The sequence below is a fragment of the Polaromonas aquatica genome (assembly GCF_050626995.1).
In the GTDB taxonomy this organism is placed as follows: Bacteria; Pseudomonadota; Gammaproteobacteria; order Burkholderiales; family Burkholderiaceae_C; genus Polaromonas; species Polaromonas aquatica_A.
In genome coordinates, this window is the sequence record NZ_CP192467.1 from 3,598,109 (window position 1) to 3,621,481 (window position 23,373).

The 23,373-nt window shown below is 60.8% G+C and carries 21 protein-coding genes and 1 tRNA gene; 17 read left to right on the top strand and 5 right to left on the bottom strand.

Annotation, left to right across the window (positions count from 1 at the left end):
• Positions 1-4 precede the first annotated feature (4 nt).
• Positions 5-640 (bottom strand): GntR family transcriptional regulator, encoded by a 636-nt coding sequence (locus ACQ4MS_RS17275; protein ID WP_431095857.1) that lies wholly within the window; start codon positions 638-640, stop codon positions 5-7.
• 196 nt (positions 641-836) lie between these two features.
• Between ACQ4MS_RS17275 and scpA the strand changes: the two genes are divergently transcribed.
• The 6 genes from scpA to ACQ4MS_RS17305 all read left to right on the top strand — a co-directional run bounded on the left by scpA (position 837) and on the right by ACQ4MS_RS17305 (position 8,942).
• Complete coding sequence (gene scpA / locus ACQ4MS_RS17280; protein WP_431095858.1) at positions 837-3,002, top strand: methylmalonyl-CoA mutase; 2,166 nt, start codon at positions 837-839, stop codon at positions 3,000-3,002.
• A 244-nt stretch (positions 3,003-3,246) separates the two neighbouring features.
• Entirely contained in the window at positions 3,247-3,759 is a 513-nt protein-coding gene (locus ACQ4MS_RS17285; protein WP_431095859.1) for a GNAT family N-acetyltransferase, read from the top strand.
• Positions 3,759-4,796 (top strand): methylmalonyl Co-A mutase-associated GTPase MeaB, encoded by a 1,038-nt coding sequence (meaB, locus tag ACQ4MS_RS17290; protein ID WP_431095860.1) that lies wholly within the window; start codon positions 3,759-3,761, stop codon positions 4,794-4,796. The genes ACQ4MS_RS17285 and meaB overlap by 1 nt, the downstream gene beginning before the upstream one ends.
• 68 nt (positions 4,797-4,864) lie before the next feature.
• The gene (locus tag ACQ4MS_RS17295; protein WP_007866994.1) at positions 4,865-6,397 is read left to right on the top strand and encodes an acyl-CoA carboxylase subunit beta; all 1,533 of its coding nucleotides are present in this window, start codon (positions 4,865-4,867) and stop codon (positions 6,395-6,397) included.
• Positions 6,398-6,417: 20 nt separating this feature from the next.
• The gene (locus ACQ4MS_RS17300) at positions 6,418-8,469 is read left to right on the top strand and encodes an acetyl-CoA carboxylase biotin carboxylase subunit (protein WP_431095861.1); all 2,052 of its coding nucleotides are present in this window, start codon (positions 6,418-6,420) and stop codon (positions 8,467-8,469) included.
• A complete protein-coding gene (locus tag ACQ4MS_RS17305) occupies positions 8,466-8,942 on the top strand; it encodes a VOC family protein (RefSeq protein WP_431095862.1) in 477 nt (158 codons plus the stop codon). The genes ACQ4MS_RS17300 and ACQ4MS_RS17305 overlap by 4 nt, the downstream gene beginning before the upstream one ends.
• Before the next feature lie 8 nt (positions 8,943-8,950).
• Here the strand turns inward: ACQ4MS_RS17305 and rsxB are convergent, their stop codons facing one another.
• Positions 8,951-9,628, bottom strand: coding sequence for an electron transport complex subunit RsxB (gene rsxB / locus ACQ4MS_RS17310; protein WP_431095863.1), 678 nt, complete (start codon positions 9,626-9,628; stop codon positions 8,951-8,953).
• A 56-nt stretch (positions 9,629-9,684) separates the two neighbouring features.
• The gene (locus ACQ4MS_RS17315) at positions 9,685-11,073 is read right to left on the bottom strand and encodes a polyhydroxyalkanoate depolymerase (RefSeq protein ID WP_431095864.1); all 1,389 of its coding nucleotides are present in this window, start codon (positions 11,071-11,073) and stop codon (positions 9,685-9,687) included.
• Between the two features lie 270 nt (positions 11,074-11,343).
• Here ACQ4MS_RS17315 and ygiD point away from each other — a divergent pair, with 270 nt between their 5' ends.
• The gene (ygiD, locus tag ACQ4MS_RS17320; protein WP_431095865.1) at positions 11,344-12,198 is read left to right on the top strand and encodes a 4,5-DOPA dioxygenase extradiol; all 855 of its coding nucleotides are present in this window, start codon (positions 11,344-11,346) and stop codon (positions 12,196-12,198) included.
• Between the two features lie 4 nt (positions 12,199-12,202).
• On the opposite strand, the gene ACQ4MS_RS17325 is transcribed toward ygiD, so the two are convergent.
• Both ACQ4MS_RS17325 and ACQ4MS_RS17330 read right to left on the bottom strand, forming a co-directional pair.
• The gene (locus tag ACQ4MS_RS17325; protein WP_431095866.1) at positions 12,203-12,802 is read right to left on the bottom strand and encodes a nucleotidyltransferase family protein; all 600 of its coding nucleotides are present in this window, start codon (positions 12,800-12,802) and stop codon (positions 12,203-12,205) included.
• Complete coding sequence (locus ACQ4MS_RS17330) at positions 12,786-13,982, bottom strand: amino acid aminotransferase (RefSeq protein ID WP_431095867.1); 1,197 nt, start codon at positions 13,980-13,982, stop codon at positions 12,786-12,788. Before ACQ4MS_RS17330 ends, ACQ4MS_RS17325 begins: the two co-directional genes overlap by 17 nt.
• Before the next feature lie 210 nt (positions 13,983-14,192).
• On the opposite strand from ACQ4MS_RS17330, the gene uvrB reads away from it, so the two are divergent.
• The 10 genes from uvrB to ACQ4MS_RS17380 all read left to right on the top strand — a co-directional run bounded on the left by uvrB (position 14,193) and on the right by ACQ4MS_RS17380 (position 23,305).
• The gene (uvrB, locus tag ACQ4MS_RS17335; RefSeq protein ID WP_431095868.1) at positions 14,193-16,316 is read left to right on the top strand and encodes an excinuclease ABC subunit UvrB; all 2,124 of its coding nucleotides are present in this window, start codon (positions 14,193-14,195) and stop codon (positions 16,314-16,316) included.
• 269 nt (positions 16,317-16,585) lie between these two features.
• The gene (gene iscR, locus ACQ4MS_RS17340; RefSeq protein ID WP_092128187.1) at positions 16,586-17,122 is read left to right on the top strand and encodes a Fe-S cluster assembly transcriptional regulator IscR; all 537 of its coding nucleotides are present in this window, start codon (positions 16,586-16,588) and stop codon (positions 17,120-17,122) included.
• Between the two features lie 109 nt (positions 17,123-17,231).
• Positions 17,232-18,449, top strand: coding sequence for an IscS subfamily cysteine desulfurase (locus tag ACQ4MS_RS17345; protein WP_431095869.1), 1,218 nt, complete (start codon positions 17,232-17,234; stop codon positions 18,447-18,449).
• Positions 18,450-18,490: 41 nt separating this feature from the next.
• On the top strand, positions 18,491-18,877 hold the full coding sequence (iscU, locus tag ACQ4MS_RS17350) for a Fe-S cluster assembly scaffold IscU (RefSeq protein ID WP_431095870.1): 387 nt from the start codon (positions 18,491-18,493) through the stop codon (positions 18,875-18,877).
• Positions 18,878-18,919: 42 nt separating this feature from the next.
• Positions 18,920-19,243 (top strand): iron-sulfur cluster assembly protein IscA, encoded by a 324-nt coding sequence (gene iscA, locus ACQ4MS_RS17355; RefSeq protein ID WP_074575253.1) that lies wholly within the window; start codon positions 18,920-18,922, stop codon positions 19,241-19,243.
• Positions 19,244-19,330: 87 nt separating this feature from the next.
• Positions 19,331-19,849, top strand: coding sequence for a Fe-S protein assembly co-chaperone HscB (hscB, locus tag ACQ4MS_RS17360; RefSeq protein WP_431095871.1), 519 nt, complete (start codon positions 19,331-19,333; stop codon positions 19,847-19,849).
• A gap of 301 nt (positions 19,850-20,150) precedes the next feature.
• The gene (gene hscA / locus ACQ4MS_RS17365; RefSeq protein WP_431095872.1) at positions 20,151-22,013 is read left to right on the top strand and encodes a Fe-S protein assembly chaperone HscA; all 1,863 of its coding nucleotides are present in this window, start codon (positions 20,151-20,153) and stop codon (positions 22,011-22,013) included.
• Positions 22,014-22,027: 14 nt separating this feature from the next.
• Positions 22,028-22,366 carry an ISC system 2Fe-2S type ferredoxin gene (fdx, locus tag ACQ4MS_RS17370; protein ID WP_431095873.1) on the top strand — a complete coding sequence of 113 codons (339 nt, stop codon included), beginning with the start codon at positions 22,028-22,030 and terminating at the stop codon, positions 22,364-22,366.
• 110 nt (positions 22,367-22,476) lie between these two features.
• The gene (gene dnaQ, locus ACQ4MS_RS17375) at positions 22,477-23,184 is read left to right on the top strand and encodes a DNA polymerase III subunit epsilon (protein ID WP_431095874.1); all 708 of its coding nucleotides are present in this window, start codon (positions 22,477-22,479) and stop codon (positions 23,182-23,184) included.
• Positions 23,185-23,230: 46 nt separating this feature from the next.
• A tRNA-Val gene (locus ACQ4MS_RS17380) sits at positions 23,231-23,305 on the top strand.
• The last annotated feature ends 68 nt before the right edge of the window (positions 23,306-23,373 follow it).

The window sequence follows — 23,373 nt, forward strand, 5'->3', positions numbered from 1 at the left end:
TGTCTTAGACCGCGGCTTCCAGGCCGTTCCTGAAATGCTCGCGCATGCGTTGCGCGGTGCCGTCGGCGTCGCGCGCGGCCAGCGCCTGCATGATGGCGCGGTGTTCGGCCAATGATTCTTCGATGCGGCCGCTTTTGAGCAGCGAATTGTGGCGGTTGAGCTTCATTACCTTGCGCAGGTCGGCCACCATCTGGTCGCGCCAGCGGTTGTTGGCTATTTCCAGCAGGCGCATGTGAAAGGCCTCGTTGATTTCAAAAAAGCGTTCGCGGTTGCCTACTGCTTTTTCAAGCTCCTCATGCAGACCCTGCAGCTCCTTGAGCTGGGCCGGGGTCGCCTGGGCTGCGACCACGCCGGCCGCATCGCTCTCCAGCAGGGCGAGCAGGTGGTAAACGTCGGCAAGGTCGCGTTCAGAGACTTCCGTGACGTAGGCACCGCGACGTACCTTCATCGTGACAAGGCCTTCGGTTGCGAGCACCTTGAGGGCTTCGCGCAGCGGCGTGCGGCTGATGCCGTATTCCTCGGCCAGCTTGAGCTCGTCTATCCAGCTGCCCGGCGCCAGCTCGCGGTTGAAAATGCGCTGGCGCAGAAGCTCGGCGACTTCTTCATAAAGCGCTCGGGGAGTCAGGGACACGGCGGCCATGGACATAAGGTGTTTAGTGGGTAAGGCGAGCTTCGGGCGCGCGCTGCTTCCTGTCAGCGCTGCAGGCATCTTACTCGAAACTGAATTTTGCATCAATAATTATAAATGATGTAAACTTGAAGCGATCACGAATCCACCTGCCGGGGACCTGGTTTGCATCGCCAGCCTCCGCAGATCCTGTTACGGTAAACATCCCATGTCCAAGCGTCCTCCCCAACCTGAATTTCCTGCCGCCAGCCTTGAGGCCTGGGCTAAAGCGGCCGCCAAGTCGGCCCCGGGCGGCAATGTGGATGCGCTGAACTGGCAGACGCCAGACGGCATCAGCGTCAAGCCGCTGTACACCGCCCAAGACATTGAAGGCCTTCCCCACACCAACACGCTGCCGGGCTTTGAGCCTTTCATTCGTGGACCGCAAGCAACCATGTATGCGGTGCGCCCCTGGACGATCCGCCAGTACGCGGGCTTTTCCACGGCAGAGGAATCCAACGCCTTCTACCGCAAGGCGCTGGCCGCCGGCGGGCAGGGCGTGTCGGTGGCCTTCGACCTTGCCACGCACCGCGGCTACGACAGCGACCACCCGCGCGTGACCGGCGACGTGGGCAAGGCCGGCGTGGCGATCGATTCGGTCGAGGACATGAAGATATTGTTCGACCAGATCCCTCTCGACAAGGTCAGCGTCTCCATGACCATGAACGGCGCGGTGCTGCCGGTGCTGGCGGGCTATGTGGTGGCGGCTGAAGAGCAGGGCGTCGCCCAGGACAAATTGAGCGGAACCATACAGAACGACATCCTCAAGGAGTTCATGGTCCGCAACACCTATATCTTCCCGCCCCAGCCCAGCATACGCATCATCGGCGACATCATTGAATACACGGCGCAGAACATGCCGAAGTTCAATTCGATCTCGATCTCGGGCTACCACATGCAGGAAGCCGGCGCCAACCAGGCGCTGGAGCTGGCCTTCACGCTGGCTGACGGCAAAGAGTATGTAAAAACCGCGCTGGGCAAGGGCCTGGACGTGGACGAGTTCGCCGGACGCCTGAGCTTCTTCTGGGCTGTCGGCATGAATTTCTACCTGGAAGTCGCCAAGATGCGCGCCGCGCGCCTGCTGTGGTGCCGCATCATGAAGGGCTTCAATGCCCAAAACCCCAAGAGCCTGATGCTGCGTACGCACTGCCAGACTTCCGGCTGGAGCCTGACCGAGCAGGACCCGTACAACAACGTGGTGCGCACCACCATCGAAGCCATGGCGGCGGTCTTTGGCGGTACGCAGAGCCTGCATACCAATTCGTTCGATGAAGCGATTGCGCTGCCCACCGAGTTCAGCGCCCGCATCGCCCGCAACACCCAGCTCATCATCCAGGAAGAAACCCACATTCCCCATGTGATTGACCCCTGGGCCGGCAGCTACATGATGGAAAAGCTCACCCAGGACATGGCCGACGCCGCCTGGGCCATCATTGAGGAAGTCGAGGCCATGGGCGGCATGACCAAGGCGGTGGACAGTGGTTGGGCCAAGCTCAAGATCGAGGCGGCAGCGGCCGAAAAGCAGGCACGCATCGACAGCGGCAAGGACGTGATCGTCGGCGTCAACAAGTACAAACTCAAGACCGAAGACGCCATCGAGTCGCGCGACATCGACAACGTGGCCGTGCGCGAGGGCCAGATCACCCGGCTCAAGGCCATCAAGGCCAGCCGCGACAACGCGGCGGTGCAGGCCGCGCTGGACGCCCTGACGGCGGCCGCCGAGAATAACAATGGCAATCTGCTGGACCTCAGCATCAAGGCCGTGCGCCTGCGCGCCACGGTGGGCGAGGTGAGCGATGCCCTCGAGAAAGTTTACGGGCGCCACCGCGCCGATACACAAAAGGTGACTGGTGTGTACGCTGCCGCTTATGACTCTGCCGAAGGCTGGGAAACCCTCAAGACCGAAATCAACGCCTTCGCCGAAGCGCAGGGCCGCCGCCCGCGCGTGATGATCTCCAAGCTGGGCCAGGACGGCCACGACCGCGGCGCCAAAGTGGTGGCCACGGCCTTCGCCGACCTGGGTTTCGACGTGGACATGGGGCCGCTGTTCCAGACGCCAGAGGAATGCGCGCGTCAGGCGATTGAAAACGACGTGCATGCGGTGGGTGTCTCTACGCTGGCGGCGGGCCATAAGACGCTGGTGCCGGCCATCATCGCCGAGCTGAAAAAGCAGGGCGCCGACGACATCATCGTGTTTGTCGGCGGTGTGATTCCGCGGCAGGACTACGAGATGCTGTACGAGGCGGGCGTGAAGGGCATCTACGGCCCGGGCACGCCGATTCCGGCCAGCGCCAAGGATGTGCTGGAGCAGATTCGCAAAGCTCTCGCGGCCTGAGCGATGTTGAATCGCTTATTCCTGAGCTTGTCCAGTCTCATCGCGGGCATTGTGCTGGCCTGGCAGCTCTGGAGTGCACTGCCGGTTGTTTCGGTACTGGTCTTTGTATTCTTCGTGGTGGTCGCGAGGTTTTGTCTTTGCGGAACCCGGGAGAGCTGGGATAAATGGTTTGGGTGGCTGACTTGGTAGCGACATCGATCGATCAGCTTACTGATCAAATTAACACAAGACAGAAGCACCAAAGATGTGCAAGAACAGATTTGCGTCACTGTTGCGAAGTGAGCCCGCGGTGACGGACATCAGTTTGCGCCTGTCCCTGCAACCGGTGGCTGCCGGCGACTTCGAAGACATGCTGGCCTTGCGCATAGAGGCGATGCAGCCCAGCCTGGAACGCGTCGGCCGCTTTGACCTCGCGCGCTCGCGCGAGCGCTTGTCCGCGGGATTTTTTCCGCAGTACATGCAACACATCCTGCTGGACGGCGAGCGCGTGGGTTTCTTCACGCTCAAGCCCGAAGGCGAAGCGGCCGTGCGGCTTGACCACCTTTACCTGCGCAGCAGCGCCAGTGGCCAGGGCATAGGTTCGTGGGTGCTACGGCAGGTGCTTGCCCAGGCACGTGAGCGCGGCCTGGCCGTCAGGCTTACCGCGCTGAAAGAAAGTGATGCTAACCGTTTCTATCTGCGCCACGGTTTTGTGCTGCAAGGCGAAGAAGGCGTGGACCTGCACTATGAATGGCCCGCGGTGGAGCGCGTGGCGTGATGACCGCGCCTGATTTTCTCCAGGCGATCATGGGCCCGGATGCGATGGCCCAGCGCCGCGCCATCGCCAAGGCCATCACGCTGCTGGAGTCCACCCGCGCCGACCACCGTGCCCAGGGCGACGAACTGCTGACGGCCTTGCTGCCGCACACCGGCAAGGCCATGCGCCTGGGCATCAGCGGCGTGCCCGGGGTCGGTAAGTCGACTTTTATCGAAGTGCTGGGTTTGCATCTGATCGCGCAAGGCCATCGCGTCGCTGTGCTGACCATCGATCCTTCCTCTTCCGTCTCGGGCGGCTCCATCCTGGGCGACAAGACCCGCATGGAAAAACTCTCGGTGCATGAACGTGCCTACATCCGGCCCAGCCCTTCCAGTGGCAACCTGGGCGGCGTGGCCGAAAAGACGCGCGAGGCCATGCTGGTCTGCGAAGCCGCCGGCTACGACGTGGTGATCGTCGAAACCGTGGGCGTGGGCCAGAGTGAAACCGCCGTCGCCAACATGACCGACATGTTTGTGCTGATGCAGCTGCCCAACGCTGGCGACGATCTGCAGGCCATCAAAAAAGGCGTGATGGAGCTGGCCGACCTGGTCATCATCAACAAAGCCGACATCGACGCCGATGCCGCCATGCGGGCCGAGGCGCAGATCACCTCGGCGATGCGCCTGTTCGGCCTGGTCAACAATGCCATGGGCAGCGAGCAGGCCGCCAACATCGATAAAACCTGGCACCCGCAGGTCATCCAGCTCAGCGCGCTCCACAACAAGGGCGTTGATGCATTCTGGAAAGCCGTGACGCAATTCAAGGCTTTGCAAATCGCCAACGGCCAGCTGGCAGCACGCCGCAAGCAGCAGTCGCTTTCCTGGATGTGGGAGCGCATTGATGCAGGTCTCAAGCAGGCCTTCCGCCGCGACCCGGCAGTGAGCGCCTTGCTTCCTACATTGGTGGCCCAAGTGGCCGACGGGCGCATGCCGGCCTCGACTGCAGCAAGAAATCTGCTCTCTGCCCAGTCAGGAAATGGGAAAGCAGCTATCAAATAAATAGCAAAGTAGTGAAATGGCGTTCAGAGCGCCGCACAAACAAAACGTGAGTAAACAGAAAGCAGGCCATGCAGGAAATCCTTGAACAACTCGAAAAGAAACGCGCCGCGGCCCGCCTGGGCGGCGGCCAGAAGCGCATAGACGCGCAGCACGGCAAAGGCAAGCTGACGGCGCGTGAGCGGCTGGAGCTACTGCTCGACGAAGGCACGTTCGAAGAGTGGGACATGTTTGTCGAGCACCGCTGCACCGACTTCGGCATGCAGGACAACAAGATCCCCGGCGACGGCGTGGTTACCGGCTACGGCATGATCAATGGCCGCCTGGTGTTTGTCTTCAGCCAGGACTTCACGGTGTTTGGCGGCGCCTTGAGCGAAGCCCATGCCGAGAAAATCTGCAAGGTGATGGACCAGGCCATGAAGGTGGGCGCGCCCGTCATCGGCCTCAACGATTCGGGCGGCGCCCGTATCCAGGAGGGTGTGGCCTCATTGGGTGGATATGCCGACGTGTTCCAGCGCAACGTGATGGCCAGCGGCGTCATTCCGCAGATCAGCATGATCATGGGCCCCAGCGCAGGCGGCGCGGTGTACTCGCCGGCGATGACCGATTTCATCTTCATGGTCAAAGACAGCTCATACATGTTTGTCACAGGCCCCGAGGTCGTCAAGACCGTGACGCATGAGGAAGTGACCGCGGAAGAGCTGGGCGGCGCCACCACCCACACCACGCGTAGCGGCGTGGCCGACCTGGCGTTTGAAAATGATGTCGAGGCGCTGCTGATGCTGCGCCGCCTCTACAACTACCTGCCGCTGAACAACCGCGAAAAAGCCCCGGTGCGCCCCAGCGCCGACCCGGCCGGCCGCATGGACCTGAGCCTGGACACGCTGGTGCCCGAGAACCCAAACAAGCCGTACGACATGAAAGAACTCATCGTCAAGACGGTGGACGACGGCGACTTCTTCGAAATCCAGCCCGAGTACGCGAAAAACATCATCATCGGCTTTGCCCGCATGGAAGGGCAGACGGTCGGCATCGTCGCCAACCAGCCGCTGGTGCTGGCCGGTTGCCTGGACATCAAGAGCTCCATCAAGGCCGCGCGCTTTGTGCGTTTTTGTGATGCCTTCAATATCCCGGTCATCACTTTTGTTGACGTGCCTGGCTTCATGCCCGGTACATCGCAGGAGTACGGCGGCATCATCAAGCACGGCGCCAAGCTGCTGTATGCGTACGCGGAATGCACCGTGCCGAAGATCACCGTCATCACGCGCAAGGCCTATGGCGGCGCCTATGACGTGATGGCCTCCAAGCATCTGCGCGGCGACGTCAACTTCGCCTGGCCTAACGCCGAGATCGCCGTGATGGGAGCGAAGGGTGCGGTGGAAATCATCTTCCGCGAAGACAAGGGCGACCCGGCCAAGCTGGCTGCCAAGGAGGCTGAATACAAGGCACGCTTCGCCAATCCGTTTGTGGCGGGCGCACGCGGCTTTATCGACGACGTGATCCTGCCGCACGAAACGCGCAAGCGAATTTGCCGTTCTTTGGTGATGTTGCGCGATAAAAAAATTGAAAACCCTTGGCGCAAGCACGGGAACATTCCTCTGTGAACGGCAGGAGCAAGACAACCATGTTTACCAAAATCCTCATAGCTAACCGAGGCGAAATCGCCTGCCGCGTCATCCTCACCGCCCGCAAGATGGGCATCCAGACCGTTGCCGTGTATTCCGATGCCGACAAGGACGCACGCCATGTCGAGCTGGCCGACGAGGCCGTCAGTATCGGCCCGGCGCCCAGCCGTGACAGTTACCTGCAGGCCGACAAGATCATCGCGGCCTGCAAGCAGACGGGTGCGCAGGCCGTGCACCCGGGCTATGGCTTTCTGAGCGAGAACGCGGGCTTCGCGAAGCGGGTGGAAGAAGAAGGCATCATCTTTATCGGCCCCAAGCATTACTCGATCGCCGCCATGGGCGACAAGATCGAGTCGAAGAAGCTGGCCGGCGCGGCAGGTGTGAACTGTATTCCCGGCGTGAACGATGCGATTGAAACGGCCGAGAAGGCGGTGGAGATCGCCAAAGGCATTGGCTACCCCGTGATGATCAAGGCCTCGGCCGGCGGCGGTGGCAAGGGCTTGCGTGTGGCCTTTAACGACAAGGAAGCCTTTGAAGGCTTTACCTCGTGCCGCAATGAAGCGCGCAACAGTTTTGGTGACGACCGCGTCTTTATCGAGAAGTTTGTCGAAGAACCCCGCCACATCGAGATTCAGCTCCTGGGCGATAGCCATGGCAATGTGGTGTACCTCAATGAGCGTGAATGCTCTATCCAGCGGCGCCACCAGAAGGTGATTGAAGAGGCGCCGTCGCCTTTTATCAGCGACGCCACGCGCAAGGCCATGGGTGAGCAGGCGGTGGCGCTGGCCAAGGCGGTGAAGTACCAGAGCGCCGGCACGGTGGAGTTTGTGGTCGGCAAAGACCAGAGCTTTTACTTCCTTGAGATGAACACGCGGCTGCAGGTAGAGCATCCGGTGACGGAATGCATCACCGGGCTGGACCTGGTGGAGCTGATGATTCGTGTGGCGGCCGGCGAGGAGCTGCCGATCGCGCAGAAAGACGTGCAGCGCAATGGCTGGGCCATTGAATGCCGGATCAATGCTGAAGACCCGTTCCGAAGCTTCTTGCCCTCCACGGGCCGGCTGGCGCGCTTTCAGCCGCCGAAGGAGACCATGTTCGCGGCCGACACCTCGCAGCTGTACGGCGTGCGCGTTGATACCGGTGTGCAGGACGGCGGCGAGATCCCGATGTTTTACGACTCGATGATTGCCAAGCTCATCGTGCACGGCAAGGATCGCAAAGAGGCGATTGCCAAAATGCGCGAGGCGCTTAACGGCTTTGTGATTCGCGGCATCTCCAGCAATATTCCTTTCCAAGCCGCGTTGCTGGCGCATCCGAAATTTGTGGCGGGTGAGTTCAACACTGGCTTCATTGCCGAAAACTACAGCAAGGGCTTTCATGCGGAAGATGTGCCGCATGACGACCCGGACTTCCTGGTGGCGCTGGCGGCCTACGTCAACCGCCGCCAGCTGGGCCGCGCGGCCGGCATCAGCGGCCAGATGCCTGGCCATGGCGTGACGGTAGGCGAGCAGTTTGTGGTGGTCGGCCTGGGAGCCGCGGGGCAGAACACGCAGCACCCGGTGACGGTGCGCGACTATGTGGCTAAAACGGGCTCCAGCGCAATAGACACGGGCGCGAGCAGCTATGAAATTTGTAGCAACTGGCATTTGGGCGGCGCGCGCATCCGGGGCACTGTTAATGGCCAGCCGTTTGCTGCGCAGGTTGAACGCGGCGTGGGGCGTAATCCACTGGCCTTTCGCATTGCCCACAACGGGACCCGGCTGGACGCCTTGGTCCTGTCGCCACGTGCGGCGCAACTGCATGCGCTGATGCCGTATAAGGCGCCGCCGGACATGAGTCGTTATGTGCTGTCGCCCATGCCCGGCCTGCTGGTGGACGTGGCCGTGCAGGTGGGGCAGAAAGTACAAGCCGGTGAGCGCGTGGCCGTGATTGAAGCCATGAAGATGGAAAACGTGTTGTTCGCCGTGGCCGACGGTGTGGTCGGCAAGGTGCTGGCTACCAAAGGCGAATCGCTGAGCGTGGACCAGCCGATTGTGGAGTTCCAGTCATGAGCACCGTACGACCCTTCAAGGTGCTCGGTGTTCAGCAGATTGCGATTGGCGCCACCAGTAAAGACCGCCTGCGCACGCTGTGGGTGGACATGCTGGGCCTGGAAGTCACCGGTAACTTCGTCAGCGAGCGCGAGAACGTGGACGAAGACATTTGCGCTATCGGCAGCGGCCCGTTCAAGGTCGAGGTCGACCTGATGCAGCCGCTTGACATGGACAAGAAGCCCGCGGTGCACACCACACCCCTGAACCACGTGGGCTTGTGGATCGACGACCTGCCCAAAGCCGCGGAATGGCTGACGGCCCAGGGTGTGCGTTTTGCGCCTGGCGGCATACGCAAGGGGGCGGCGGGGTTTGATATCTGCTTTTTGCACCCCAAGGCTAACGATGCGTTTCCTCTTTCGGGTGAGGGTGTGCTGATTGAGTTGGTGCAGGCGCCACCCGAGGTGATCAAGGCGTTTGCTGCCCTGGGCTGAAGAGTGGCTCAGCTTTTCTTGTTGTTTTTTTCGCGCTGTGCCCGGGCGCGAGCCAGGGCAGCTTCAATCACCATGCGCTTGCGGTCTGCAACCGCGGGGTCGCCCTCGGGGCGCGCCGACGGGGCCGCAGGCGGGCCTCCTGCTTTCCGTTCTTCCCTGGCGTCAGGGCTTGCCGGATTCTTGTACCTGGCCTGATGAAATTCATAACGGGTTCTGGCGGTGTCGGCTTCTTGCCGGGACCATGCCGCCCAGCCAGTGCGCGTACCGGTAATGTTTTCCAGGCTGATGCAATCCACAGGGCAAACGGGAATGCACAATTCGCAGCCGGTGCACCACGGCTCGATTACCGTGTGCATCATCTTGTTGCTGCCCATGATGGCGTCCGTCGGGCAGGCCTTGATGCATAGCGTGCAGCCTATGCACCAGTTTTCATCGATGATCGCTACGGCGCGGGGAGCTTCGACGCCATTGGCGGGATTGAGTGGCTGCACGGGCTGGCCCGTGATGGCAGACAGGCGCTGTACGCCTTCCGCGCCGCCGGGCGGGCATTGGTTGATGGCAGCTTCACCTGTTGCAATGGCCGTTGCGTAAGCTGCGCAATCGGGATAGCCACAACGGGTGCACTGGGTTTGGGGTAGCGCGGCGTTGATGCGCTCAAAAAGAGAAGAAGCGGCAGGGGAGGTCACCGGGCTATTGTCCTACCTGCCGGGATCCTGCCAGGCAGGTCCGGCCGGATATGCCTTCAGGCCTGCTTGCTGCGAGCAGACTTCTTTGTCGCTGGCTTTGCGGTGGCCTTGTCGGCGGTCTTTGCGGCAGGTTTTGCTATCTTTTTAGTAGCTGCTGACGCCCGTTTTACCTGGGCTGGGGCTTGATTGTTTTCGGAAATAAAGGCCTTGACCTGCGGATAGACAATTTCGCGCCAGCGGCGGCCGCTGAAAATCCCGTAGTGGCCGGCTCCCTTGACTTCCAGGTGCTTCTGGAGCGCCTTGGGGATGTTGTGGCAAAGGCTGTGGGCTGCCTCGGTCTGGCCTGAGCCGGAGATATCGTCCAGTTCGCCTTCGACGGTGAAATGGGCCGTGGTCTTGATGTCCTGGGGGCGCACGCGTTCAAGTTCACCGTTCTCATTCCTCACGTCCCAGGTGCCGTTGACCAGCTTGAACTCCTGGAACACTGTCTTGATGGTGTCGAGGTAGTAATCGGCATCCATGTCGAGCACGGCGTTGTATTCGTCGTAGAACTTGCGGTGCGCTTCGGCACTGGCGTCATCACCCTTGATAAGGTCCTTGAAATAGTCATAGTGGCTGCTGGCGTGGCGGTCGGGGTTCATCGCGACAAACCCGGTGTGCTGCAGAAAGCCGGGGTAGACGCGCCGCCCGGCGCCCGGGAAGTTGCTGGGCACGCGGTAGATCACATTGTTTTCAAACCACTCGTAGCTCTTGTTCATGGCCAGGTTGTTCACGGCCGTGGGTGACTTGCGCGCATCGATGGGTCCACCCATCATGGTCATGCTCAGGGGTGTGGTTTCGCCGCGCGAGGCCATGAGCGATACCGCCGCGAGCACCGGTACGGTGGGCTGGCAGACGCTGATGACGTGGCAATTGCCGTAAATGCCCTGGATGTGGCGGATGAATTCCTGCACGTAGTTGACGTAGTCATCCAGGTGAAAGGAGCCTTCGGAAAGCGGCACGGTGCGGGCGTTTTTCCAGTCGGTGATATAGACCTTGTGGTCTTTGAGCATGGTTTTAACGGTATCGCGCAGCAAGGTGGCGTAGTGGCCCGACAGGGGGGCCACGATCAGCACGGCGGGCTCGCCTTTCAGCCCGGTCAGCGTGGCGGGGTCATCGGTAAAGCGCTTGAAGCGGCGCAATTCGCAAAAGGGCTTGTCGAGCTCCACGCGTTCATGGATGCTGACATCGGTGCCGTTGACATCGACAGTTCGAATATCAAAAGCCGGTTTTTCATAGTCTTTCCCCAAGCGGTAAATGAGGCTGTAACCGGCAGCCACGCGCTGGGCAAACGGATTTTGACCCATGGGTGACAGCGGATTGCCGTAAAGCTTTGCGGCGGCTTGCGCAAAGTCGACAAAAGGCTCCATCAAGGTGCGTTGGGCTTCATAGACTTGGTACAGCATCGGGGTCAACCTTGGTTATGTATTTACTTCGATAAATCGTAGTATGTTGCAGTGCAATATAACAGGCAGGCGCTGCACTGATTTGAGGATAACCACCAATTCCGGGCGCTTTTCACGGGATTGGTGCCAAAGCCCCACGCAGGCGGGCCGGGGCTTGTTTACCGATAAACCGCCGCCACCTGCAAAATTGTAGGAACACTTACCATTCTGCCTCCGGCCAGCGGTTTTGCCGACCCTCTGGGACCGCAGACCTGAACAGGAAACAACAATATGCTCCCCACTATTGACGCCTCTGCGCTGGACCGATTGGCCTCCCTGAAGAAATCCGACAGGATGCCAGTGATGTTTGTGGGCCATGGCAGCCCCATGAACGCCATCGGAGACAACGAATACCGGCGCAGCTGGCAGGCGCTGGGCGCCGAATTTGGGACGAAATACCCCAAACCGCAGCTGATTTTGTGCATTTCCGCCCATTGGCTGACCGAAGGCTGGTGGCTGACCGGCATGGACAAGCCCAAGACCATCCACGACTTCGGCGGTTTTCCGCAGGAGCTGTTCGACCAGCAATACCCCGCGCCCGGCGATCCAGCCGCCGCGCAGGCCATCAGCCAGCTGGTACGCCAGCGCGCCTCGGCGCCGCTGGGCATCGATGAAGGCGAGTGGGGGCTGGACCATGGCGCCTGGTCAGTGCTCAAGCCCATGTTCCCGGATGCGGACATTCCGGTGATCCAGCTCAGCATGGACTACGGCCGCGCACCCGAGGACCACTACGCGCTGGCAAAGCAGCTCAAGGCCTTGCGCGAGCGCGGGGTGCTGGTGGTGGCCAGCGGCAACATCGTGCACAACCTGCGCCAGATGCAGCGGGGCGCGACGGGCAGCCAGGCTTACGACTGGGCGCTGGAGTTCGATCAGATCACCGGCGGCTACCTGCAGCAGGGCAACCTCGATGCGCTGCAGAATTTCCAGAAACTGGGCCAGGTGGCCAAAATTGCGCATCCCACCTATGAGCACTACCTGCCCCTGTTGTATGCTGCCGGCGCCGCTGACGGGAAGGAGCCGATGCGCTTTTTCAACACCAGCTTTCAGGCGGGGTCGATCTCGATGCGTTCGGCGGTGTGGGGCTAGGCGTTCAGTTGCTGACCTGCAGCCAGGGCCAGCGCTCCTGGTAGGCAGCGGCTTTCTTTTCAAACAGCGGCAGGTGAGGGCACAGCGGATTCGGGCTGAGCCGGCCCTGGTACAGATCGCCCAAGCCGTTGGGCGCATAAAGCTCCAGGCCTGAGCCGCCTGCCGTCAGGCCTACACAGGTGCTGGTGACCAGGAAGCGGTCAATGCCGTCCCGGGAACTGCGCAGGGCAGGGTAGGGAAAACCGAAATAGCCCTGGTACCAGGTATGGACCCGGGCTTGGTTCTTCGCCTCCACCGTGATGCTTTGGCCCGCAAAACAGGACTGGACCCGCTCGTTGACCCGGGTTTCAGCCGCCTCCGAGAGGTCGGAGGGGTCAAAGTAAAACAGGTCGTAGTCTTTGATGTGGGCTTCGGGCGGGTTGCCTGAGCGCAGATTCCAGACAGTCTGAAAGAGGCAGCCCGCGACCAGCCAGGCATCCGGCAGTCCCAAGGTGGGCAACTGCGCGAGGATGCGTTGGTTGTGGCGGTTTTGCAGGGCGTCCCGGATAAAGATATCCGGGTTGACGGGCTCAGAGGCGCCGGTGGAATCAGACGACCTTGGCAATCGACGCGCAGACGTAGTCGATGTTCTTGCTGTTGAGCGCTGCCACGCACATGCGGCCGGTGTCGGTGCCGTAGACGCCGAACTCGCTGCGCAGGCGCACCATCTGGTCCTTGCTAAGGCCGGAATAGCTGAACATGCCGATCTGGGCGGTGATGAAGCTCATGTCTTCTTTGACGCCGGCGGCCTTCAGGCCGTCCACGAGCTTTTGGCGCATGGCTTTGATGCGCACACGCATTTCGCCCAGTTCCTGCTCCCATTGGGTGCGCAGGGCTGGCGTGTTGAGCACCGTGGCCACCACCATGCCGCCGTGGATTTGCGGGTTGCTGTAGTTGGTGCGGATGACCAGCTTGAGCTGCGACAGCACGCGGTCAGCTTCTTCTTTGGACTGGCAAAGCACCGACAGGGCGCCCACGCGTTCGCCGTAGAGGCTGAAGCTCTTGGAAAAGGAGGTCGACACAAAAAAGCTCAGGCCGGCAGCCACAAATTTGCCGATGACAGCGCCGTCTTCCGCAATACCGTGGCCGAAACCCTGGTACGCCATGTCGAGGAAAGGCGTCAGTTTGCGCGCCTTGACGGCGGCGATTACCTGGTCCCACTGGGCCGTGGTGATGTCATAGCCGGTCGGGTTGTGGCAGCAGGCGTGCAGCACGACGATAGTGCCTTCGGCTGCCGCGTTGAGGGCGGCGAGCATGCCGTCGAAGTTGACGCCGCGCTTGGCCGCATCGTAGTAAGGATAGCTTTCAACGACGAAACCAGCCTGGCTGAAAAGCGCGCGGTGGTTTTCCCAGCTCGGGTCGGAAATCAGCACCTTGGCATTGGGGCTGAGCTTTTTGAGGAAGTCGGCGCCTACCTTGAGGCCGCCCGTGCCGCCTATGCCTTGTACGGTGGCAACGCGGCCGCTCTTGACGGGCTCGCTGTCAACGCCGAACACCAGGCCTTTGACGGCGGCGTCGTAGGCGGCGATGCCGTCGATCGGCAGGTAGCCGCGGGCCTTGGGGTCGGCCATCATCTGTTTTTCGGCCGCCTGCACGCACTGCAGCAGGGGGAGTTTGCCGTTGTCGTCGTAGTACACGCCTACGCCCAGGTTGACCTTGGCGGGATTGGTATCGGCATTGAACTGCTCGTTCAGGCCCAGGATGGGGTCACGCGGGGCCATTTCGACAGCGGTAAACAAAGACATGAAATATCCTCAGAGAAGTGAAAAGAAGGCGAAAGCGACGATACGGAATTCAGGCCACGGATTTAGGTCACAAGTTGACCGGAAAGAAGGCTACAAGAGGTATTAAAAACGGCAATCCGGAAGCGATGGGGGATTGCAATTCCCATTTTCGGCCGAATGTCGTATTCTGTTTGGTTGCCCTGAATTTTAACGGGGCTTGATCGAGGTTTTATGCCAGAAGCTATGGAAGTCATAACTGATCCAGTCAACACCGACCCAGCAGCGGGCCAGTTCATCCGTTTTCCGGATTCCCCGTTCGAGCTGTTTCAGCCCTACCCGCCGGCGGGCGACCAGCCGACGGCAATCGACCAACTGGTCGAAGGCGTCAATGACGGTGAAGTGTTCCAGACCCTGCTGGGCGTGACCGGTTCGGGGAAGACCTTCACCATGGCCAACGTGATCGCCCGCCTGGGCCGCCCGGCCATCGTGTTTGCGCCCAACAAGACGCTGGCGGCGCAGCTGTACAGCGAATTCCGCGAGTTTTTCCCCAAGAACGCGGTCGAGTATTTCGTCAGCTATTACGACTACTACCAGCCCGAGGCGTATGTGCCGCAGCGCGACTTGTTCATTGAAAAGGACTCGGCCATCAACGAGCACATCGAGCAGATGCGCCTGTCGGCCACCAAGAGCGTGCTGGAGCGGCGCGACACCATCATCGTCGGCACGGTCAGCGCGATTTACGGCATAGGCGCGCCCGAGGATTACACGCAGATGCGTTTCATCGCGCGCACTGGCGACAAAATGGGCCAGCGTGACGTGATCGCGCGCCTGATCCGCATGCAGTACACGCGCAACGAGCAGGACTTCGCGCGCGGTACCTTCCGGGTGCGCGGCGATGTGATCGATGTCTTCCCGGCCGAGCATTCCGAGCTCGCCATACGCATCGAACTGTTCGACGATGAGATCGAATCGCTGCAGCTGTTCGATCCGCTCACCGGCCGCATCCGCCAGAAAATCCCGCGTTTTGTGGTCTATCCCAAGAGCCACTACGTCACGCCGCGCGACAAGGTCATGACGGCGGTGGAAACCATCAAGCTGGAGCTGTCCGAACGCGTGGCCCAGTTTGTCGCCGACGGCAAGCTGGTGGAAGCCCAGCGTATTGAGCAGCGAACCCGTTTCGACCTGGAAATGTTGAGCGAAATCGGCCACTGCAAGGGCATTGAAAACTACACCCGCCACCTGAGCGGCTCGCCGCCGGGATCGCCGCCGTCGACGCTGTGCGATTACCTGCCCAAGGACGCGGTGATGTTCCTCGACGAGAGCCATGTCATGATCGGTCAGCTCAACGCAATGTACAACGGCGACCGGGCGCGCAAGACGACGCTGGTGGAGTACGGCTTTCGCCTGCCCAGCGCGCTGGACAACCGGCCGCTCAAGTTCGAGGAATTCGAGTCCAAGATGCGGCAGGCGGTTTTTGTTTCGGCTACGCCGGCAAACTATGAAAAAGAGCACGCCGGCAAAGTGGTGGAGCAGGTGGTCCGCCCGACCGGCCTGGTCGACCCGCAGGTGGAGGTGCGGCCGGCCACCCACCAGGTCGATGACGTGCTGCAGGAAATCCGCATCCGGGTCGAGAAAAACGAGCGGGTGCTGATCACCACACTGACCAAGCGCATGGCGGAGCAGTTGACTGACTACCTCAGCGACAACGGCGTCAAGGTGCGCTACCTGCACAGCGATGTGGACACGGTCGAGCGCGTGGAGATCCTGCGCGACCTGCGGTTGGGCGCTTTTGACGTACTGGTGGGTATCAACCTGCTGCGCGAGGGCCTGGACATTCCCGAGGTGTCGCTGGTGGCCATTCTGGACGCCGACAAAGAGGGTTTTTTGCGCGCGGAACGCAGCCTGATCCAGACCATAGGCCGGGCCGCCCGCAACCTGAACGGACGCGCGATCCTGTATGCCGACCGAATCACCGACTCCATGAAAAAAGCCATGGACGAGACCGAACGGCGGCGCAACAAGCAGATTGCCTTCAACTTGGAGCACGGCATCACGCCGCGTAGCGTGGTCAAGCGCATCCGCGACCTGATCGACGGCGTCTACAGCGAGAAATCGGGCAAGGAAGCCGAAAAACTTGAGATGCAGAAGGCGCTGGTCGAGGACATGAGTGAAAAGGACATCGCGCGCGAAATCAAGCGGCTGGAAAAGCAGATGATCGAACACGCCAAGAACCTGGAGTTCGAAAAAGCCGCCCGGGTGCGCGACCAGCTGCACAGCCTCAAAGAGCAGGCTTTCGGCGCTCCGGGCACCGACAACGTTCTGCCCGTGTCGGCCGCGGGCCAAACCCGAACCTGAGCCGATAGCGGCGCAGTGCAACCCCTTATTGCACCAATATGGTGCAATAAGGGGTTGGGTCTACGGGTTAGCCCCATGTTTTTGGCATCGCCAGCGGCAAAAACCCTGCTTGTGTTATACTTGACGAAAACAGTCAAGAACAATAGCCAGAACAACAAAAAGCCCCCGCGATACCGGTTGACTGACCTGGGCGGCTGGAGGAAGAGTTCCCTGTAGGCCACAAGCTTTCAGGGTGAAAACGACAGTCAAGCCATTTAAAGGAGCTTGTTATGCGCCTCACAACCAAAGGCCGCTTTGCGGTCACTGCGATGATTGATTTGGGACTGCGCCAGAACAACGGCCCGGTCACCCTGGCTGCGATCAGCCAGCGTCAGCAGATTTCCCTGTCCTACCTCGAACAGCTCTTCGGCAAGCTGCGCCGCCACGAACTGGTGGAGTCCACTCGTGGCCCCGGCGGCGGTTACACCTTGGGCCGTAAGGCTTCCGAGATCACCGTGGCTGACATCATCGTGTCGGTGGACGAGCCGATCGATGCCACCCAGTGCGGCGGCAAGGAAAACTGCCTGGGCGAGGGCGGCCGGTGCATGACGCACGAGCTGTGGGCTTCGCTGAACAGCCGCATGGTGGAGTTCCTGGATTCCGTGACCCTGCAAAAACTGGTGGAAGACCAGCTGGCCAAGGGCGTGGTGATCGAGAACACCCCTCAAGTGAAAAAAGCCATTTTCACAGCGCCGGCTGTGAAGCCGATTCGCGTGAACGCGCCGAACTCGGTCTTTGCACTGGGCAATGCATTTTCCAAGTCCTGATGGATCCGTGCCGGGCATTGTTTGCCCGGCTTTATCCCTTTGTGACCCGATTGCATTGACTTCATTGATCGCGCTGCCAGCCAGCCTGTGAATTTAAAGAGCTAGCCACATGGACACCCCACATTTTCCGATCTACATGGACTACAGCGCCACGAACCCCTGCGACCCGCGGGTAGTGGACGCCATGATTCCCTGGTTGCGCGAACACTTCGGCAACCCCGCTTCGCGCAGCCACGCCTGGGGCTGGGAGGCGGAAGCCGCCGTTGAGAAGGCGCGCGAGCAGATCGCCGACCTGATAGGCGCCGACCCGCGCGAAATCGTCTGGACCAGCGGCGCGACCGAGTCCAACAACCTGGCTCTGAAGGGCGCTGCCCATTTCTACAAGACCAAGGGGAAGCACATCATCACGGTCAAGACCGAGCACAAGGCCGTGCTTGACACCTGCCGCGAACTGGAGCGCCAGGGCTTTGAAGTGACCTACATGGACGTTCAAGCCGATGGCTTGCTGGACCTGGAAGCGTTCAAAGCCGCCATCCGCCCCGACACCATCCTGGTCAGCGTCATGTTCGTCAACAACGAAATCGGCGTGATCCAGGACATCCCGGCCATTGGCGCTCTGTGCCGTGAAAAAGGCATCATCTTCCATGTGGATGCCGCGCAAGCTACAGGCCGTGTCGACATCGACCTGGCCACTTTGCCGGTTGACCTGATGAGCCTGACCTCGCACAAGACCTACGGCCCCAAGGGCATTGGGGCTCTGTATGTGCGCCGCAAGCCGCGCGTGCGCCTTGAAGCGCAAATGCACGGTGGCGGCCATGAGCGCGGCATGCGCTCCGGCACCTTGCCCACGCACCAGTGCGTCGGCATGGGCGAGGCCTACCGCATCGCCAAAGCTGAGATGCACGAAGAAAACAAGCGTATCCGTGCCCTGCACGAGCGCATGCTCAACGGGCTGAAGGATGTGGAAGAGGTGTTCCTCAACGGCCACGCCGACAGGCGCGTACCGCACAACCTGAACATGAGCTTCAATTTCGTTGAAGGCGAGTCGCTGATCATGGGCATCAAGGGCCTGGCCGTGTCCAGCGGTTCCGCCTGCACCTCGGCCAGCCTGGAGCCCAGCTATGTGCTGCGCGCCCTGGGCCGCAGCGACGAGTTGGCCCACAGCAGCCTGCGCATGACGATAGGCCGCTGGAGCACCGAAGAAGAAATTGACTACGCAGTCGCCACCATCAAGGAAAACGTGGCCAAACTGCGCGAACTGTCTCCCCTGTGGGAGATGTTCAAGGATGGCGTGGACCTGTCCACCATCCAGTGGGCTGCCCATTAAGGCCCGCCCGCAACTCAAGACAGCTTAAAGAGGTAAACAAAATGGCATACAGCGAAAAAGTGGTAGACCACTATGAAAACCCCCGCAACGTCGGCTCTTTTGAAAAGGGCGATGAGTCGGTCGGCACCGGCATGGTTGGCGCGCCGGCTTGCGGCGACGTCATGAAGCTGCAGATCAAGGTCAATCCGGTCACCGGCGTAATCGAAGACGCACGCTTCAAGACTTACGGCTGCGGCTCCGCCATTGCGTCGAGCTCGCTCGTGACCGAGTGGGTCAAGGGCAAGACGCTGGACGAAGCGGCGAGCATCAAGAACAGCGCGATCGCTGAAGAACTGGCGCTGCCGCCTGTGAAGATTCACTGCTCCATCCTGGCGGAAGACGCCATCAAGGCCGCCGTGAACGACTACAAGCAAAAACGCGCGCACTGATCAGCACATTACCCGTCATCTGTTTTGTTTCGAGTGATTTAAATGTCCGTTACCCTCACTGATGCTGCTGCCCGACACGTGACCCGCTACATGACCAAGCGCGGCAAGGGTGTGGGCGTTCGCTTGGGCGTAAAGACCACCGGCTGCTCCGGCTTGGCTTACAAGCTGGAATACGCCGACGAGATCGCGCCTGAAGATGTCGTGTTCGAAGACAACGGCGTCAAGGTGCTGGTCGATCCCAAGAGCATGGCCTATATCGACGGCACCAAGCTGGACTTTGTGCGTGAAGGCTTGAACGAAGGCTTCAAGTTCATCAACCCCAACGAGCGTGACCGTTGCGGCTGTGGCGAAAGCTTCCGGGTTTGACGGGCGAGCGGTCTAACGCGTGCTGCATCCTTACCGAAGCCGCCTCCACTGATTGTGCTGGCGGCTTTTTATCGGCATAAGCTCGGCATGAACCTTCAATCCAACGACTTCGAACTCTTCGGCGTTCCCCAGCGCTTCGCACAAGACCGCGCTGCGCTTGACGCGCGCTGGAAGGACCTGCAGCGCGAGGCGCATCCCGACAAGTTTGCGGCCCAAGGCGCGGCGGCGCAGCGCGTGGCCATGCAGTGGTCGGTGCGCATCAACGAGGCCTACCAACGGCTGAAGGATCCGCTCAAACGGGCCAGTTACTTGTGTGAACTGAACGGTGCGCTGATCAATGCCGAAAACAACACGGCCATGCCGCACGACTTCCTGGTGCAGCAGATGCAGTGGCGCGAAGCGCTCGACGACGCTGAAACTGCCGAGGATTTTGAAGAAATAGCTTCTCAGGCCATAACTGACGGGCGCAAGCAGCTATCAAAAATAGAGCAACTTCTGGATGTGGAAAAGAACTTTCCCGCTGCCGCTCAGCAGGTCAGAAGCCTTATGTTTATTGAGCGCTTTGCCAGCGAGGTTGATGCGCGCATCGACCAGCTGGGACAATAGGAACCTGTTCAATGTCTTTTTGGAGTCGCACAAGTACCTTTTCGGGATGGAATGCAAGGCGCGGCGTGCAGCCCATAGCCGGGCTATGGGCAAGCGCCGCAACGCGGCAGACCGCCCGAAAAGGCACTTGCCCGAAGGGTTGGAGTGAAATCGGGCGATTGGATGCCCCGGCCGCTAGCATGGGCATCAGCCCATGCGGCGCATCCGAAGCACCCACTCATCCCGATTGCACTCCAATGCGATCTCCAAAAAGACATTGAACAGGTTCCAAGGCATTACAGAAAAAGTACGACAACCGCGCATGGCACTCCTGCAAATTTCCGAACCCGGCCAGACGCCCGACCCGCACCAGCGACGCATCGCGGTGGGCATTGATCTGGGCACCACGCACTCACTGATTGCCAGCGTGCGCAGCGGCTTGTCCGAATGCCTGCCAGATGAGCAGGGGCGGGTGCTGTTGCCCAGCGTAGTGCGCTACCTTGAGGGGGGTAAGCGCCAGATCGGCTACGAGGCTCTGGCGGCGCAGGTGGAAGACCCGCGCAACACCATCTCTTCCGTCAAACGCCTCATGGGCCGCGGCATCGCCGATATCGCCAGCCGCGCCCAGTTGCCGTATGAGCTGAATGACAAGCCGGGCATGGTCACGCTGCAGACCGTAGCCGGTGAAAAAAGCCCGGTCGAGATCAGCGCCGAAATCCTGGCCACGCTGCGCTACCGCGCCGAAGACACCTTCAATGACGATATCTACGGTGCTGTCATCACCGTGCCGGCTTATTTTGACGAAGCCCAGCGCCAGGCCACCAAAGACGCCGCGCAGCTGGCCGGTCTGAACGTGCTTCGCCTCCTCAATGAACCTACTGCAGCTGCCATCGCCTACGGGCTGGACAACGCCAGCGAGGGCGTTTACGCCGTCTATGACCTGGGTGGCGGGACCTTCGATATTTCCATCCTTCGCCTGACGCAAGGCGTCTTTGAGGTTGTGGCCACCGGCGGTGATTCCGCACTGGGCGGTGATGACTATGACCGCGCGCTGGTCGAGTGGGTGCTGGCCAAGGCCGGGCTCGCGGCGGATACGCTCACACCGTCCGACAAGGCTGCGCTGCAACGCGCCGCCCGCGACTGCAAGGAGGCGCTGTCGGCCGCCGACCCGGTGCCGTTTTCGGTGCAACTGGCCAAGGCCCTCGTCAACTTCGAAATGAAGGCGGAAGACTTTGAAACCGCAACGGCCCACCTGACCCAGCGCACGCTCACGGCCGTCCGCAAGGCGCTGCGCGATGCCAAGCTGGCAAAAGAAGATATTCAGGGCGCCGTGCTGGTAGGGGGCTCGACCCGTATGCCGCAGGTGCGCAAGGCAGTCGCCAGCTTCTTCGGGCGCGAGCCGCTGGTCAACCTCAACCCCGACGAAGTAGTGGCGCTGGGCGCGGCCATTTCCGCCAACCAGCTCGCCGGCAACAACACCGGCGCGGCTCTCTTGCTGCTCGACGTGATCCCGCTATCGCTGGGCATTGAAACCATGGGTGGCCTGGTCGAGCGCATCGTGCCACGCAACCAGACCATTCCTACGGCGATGGCGCAGGACTTCACCACCTACCAGGACGGCCAGACGGCCTTGGCGCTGCACGTGGTGCAGGGTGAGCGTGACCTGGTGGCCGACTGCCGCAGCCTGGCCCGCTTTGAGTTGCGCGGCATCCCGCCCATGGTGGCCGGCGCCGCCCGCATCCGCGTGACCTTCACTGTCGATGCCGACGGCCTGCTCAGCGTGAACGCCAAAGAACAGGTCAGCGGCGTCGAGGCGCGCATTGACGTGAAGCCGTCCTACGGCCTGTCGGACGAAGACATTGCGCGCATGCTGCAGGATAGTTTTTCCACAGCCCAACAAGACATGCAGTCCCGTGCGCTGGCGGAAGCTCAGGTCGATGCTGATCGCATGATCCTGGCCACGCAAAGCGCCCTGGCGGCGGATGCCGATCTGCTGAGCCCCAACGAACGGGCGCAGATTGACAGCCTGATCGTCGGCCTGGCTGACACACGCGCCCATGGCGATGCAGCCGCGATAGAGGCTGCCACCCAGGCGCTGGCCAAAGGCACCGAAGGCTTTGCCGCCCAGCGCATGAACCGCGGCATCAAGCAAGCCCTGGCCGGTAAAAACATCGAGGCGGTTTGAACCGTACTGACAACATGCCCATCATCAAAATACTGCCTCACCCCGAATACTGCCCGCAGGGCGCCGAAATCACGGCACCGGCCGGCACGTCGATTTGCGAAGCGCTGCTCGACAACAAGATCAACATCGAGCACGCCTGTGACCTCAGTTGCGCCTGCACGACCTGCCATGTCATCGTGCGCGAAGGCTTCAAGTCGCTCAATGAACTTGATGAGAGTGAAGAAGACCTGCTGGACCGCGCCTGGGGCCTGGAGCCCAATTCGCGCCTGAGCTGCCAGGCTTTTCTGGCCCAGTCCGACGTGACGGTGGAAATTCCCAAATATTCCATCAATCACGCAAAAGAGAATCATTAGCCTCACGCTTGTTCACCGCGTGTAACTCTCTCCCCCCTCGGCGCGCGTTTCCTTGGGGCGGCCCGGCGAAAAAACATCCAGTGAGACTCAGCGCAGCTATCATCTGAACCATGCGCCAAATCGTTCTTGACACCGAAACCACCGGTCTTTCCGCCGAAAACGGCGACCGCATTATCGAAATTGGTTGCGTTGAGCTGGTGGCCCGCAAGCTCACCGGCAACAACCGCCACTTCTACCTGAACCCCGAGCGCGACAGCCACGAAGATGCGCTCAAGGTCCACGGCATCAGCAACGAGTTCCTGAAAGACAAACCCAAGTTCTCGGCCGTAGCCGAGGAGTTGCTGGAATATCTGCAGGACGCCGAAATCATCATCCACAACGCCCCCTTTGATGTGAGCTTCCTCAACAAGGAACTCGAACTCATCGGCAGGCCGCCCATCAAGCATTGCGTGGCCAAGGTCACCGACAGTCTGATGATGGCCAAGGAGCTGTTCCCGGGAAAACGCAACTCGCTCGACGCCTTGTGCGACCGGCTCGAGGTCGACAATTCGGGCCGCACGCTGCACGGCGCTTTGCTGGACGCCGAATTGCTGGCCGATGTCTACATCAATCTGACCCGCGGCCAGAATGCGCTGGTGATGGATGTAGGGGATAGCGCCCGGGAAGGCGATAGTGATGTGCCCCAGATCGATCTCAGCACCTTTGACCTGCCGTTGTTGGCTGCCAATGACCAGGAGATCGCCGACCATGAAAAGCTGCTGGTAGATATTGACAAGGCCAGCAAGGGTAAAACGGTTTGGCGTGTTTTGGCGGCGTAAACCATAAAGCCGTTCGAAACAGCATATAATCTTAGGCTGACCAATAGGGCGGTTAGCTCAGGGGTAGAGCACTGCATTCACACTGCAGGGGTCGCAAGTTCGAAACTTGCACCGCCCACCAGAATTTGACGAACAAAAAGGCCAAGTCCTGCGACTTGGCCTTTTTTCATTTCGGCGCCAATCGGCGCC

What these genes read in the sequence shown, in the direction of transcription:
- iscA (WP_074575253.1), top strand. Translation starts at nt 18,920, where the DNA reads ATGTCCGTTACCCTCACTGATGCTGCTGCCCGACACGTGACCCGCTAC.
- hscA (WP_431095872.1), top strand. Translation starts at nt 20,151, where the DNA reads ATGGCACTCCTGCAAATTTCCGAACCCGGCCAGACGCCCGACCCGCAC.
- scpA (WP_431095858.1), top strand. Translation starts at nt 837, where the DNA reads ATGTCCAAGCGTCCTCCCCAACCTGAATTTCCTGCCGCCAGCCTTGAG.
- hscB (WP_431095871.1), top strand. Translation starts at nt 19,331, where the DNA reads ATGAACCTTCAATCCAACGACTTCGAACTCTTCGGCGTTCCCCAGCGC.
- ACQ4MS_RS17330 (WP_431095867.1), bottom strand. Translation starts at nt 13,982, where the DNA reads ATGTCTTTGTTTACCGCTGTCGAAATGGCCCCGCGTGACCCCATCCTG.
- ACQ4MS_RS17275 (WP_431095857.1), bottom strand. Translation starts at nt 640, where the DNA reads ATGGCCGCCGTGTCCCTGACTCCCCGAGCGCTTTATGAAGAAGTCGCC.
- uvrB (WP_431095868.1), top strand. Translation starts at nt 14,193, where the DNA reads ATGCCAGAAGCTATGGAAGTCATAACTGATCCAGTCAACACCGACCCA.
- ACQ4MS_RS17295 (WP_007866994.1), top strand. Translation starts at nt 4,865, where the DNA reads ATGCAGGAAATCCTTGAACAACTCGAAAAGAAACGCGCCGCGGCCCGC.
- meaB (WP_431095860.1), top strand. Translation starts at nt 3,759, where the DNA reads ATGACCGCGCCTGATTTTCTCCAGGCGATCATGGGCCCGGATGCGATG.
- iscU (WP_431095870.1), top strand. Translation starts at nt 18,491, where the DNA reads ATGGCATACAGCGAAAAAGTGGTAGACCACTATGAAAACCCCCGCAAC.
- fdx (WP_431095873.1), top strand. Translation starts at nt 22,028, where the DNA reads ATGCCCATCATCAAAATACTGCCTCACCCCGAATACTGCCCGCAGGGC.
- ygiD (WP_431095865.1), top strand. Translation starts at nt 11,344, where the DNA reads ATGCTCCCCACTATTGACGCCTCTGCGCTGGACCGATTGGCCTCCCTG.
- ACQ4MS_RS17315 (WP_431095864.1), bottom strand. Translation starts at nt 11,073, where the DNA reads ATGCTGTACCAAGTCTATGAAGCCCAACGCACCTTGATGGAGCCTTTT.
- iscR (WP_092128187.1), top strand. Translation starts at nt 16,586, where the DNA reads ATGCGCCTCACAACCAAAGGCCGCTTTGCGGTCACTGCGATGATTGAT.
- dnaQ (WP_431095874.1), top strand. Translation starts at nt 22,477, where the DNA reads ATGCGCCAAATCGTTCTTGACACCGAAACCACCGGTCTTTCCGCCGAA.
- ACQ4MS_RS17345 (WP_431095869.1), top strand. Translation starts at nt 17,232, where the DNA reads ATGGACACCCCACATTTTCCGATCTACATGGACTACAGCGCCACGAAC.
- ACQ4MS_RS17305 (WP_431095862.1), top strand. Translation starts at nt 8,466, where the DNA reads ATGAGCACCGTACGACCCTTCAAGGTGCTCGGTGTTCAGCAGATTGCG.
- ACQ4MS_RS17300 (WP_431095861.1), top strand. Translation starts at nt 6,418, where the DNA reads ATGTTTACCAAAATCCTCATAGCTAACCGAGGCGAAATCGCCTGCCGC.
- ACQ4MS_RS17285 (WP_431095859.1), top strand. Translation starts at nt 3,247, where the DNA reads ATGTGCAAGAACAGATTTGCGTCACTGTTGCGAAGTGAGCCCGCGGTG.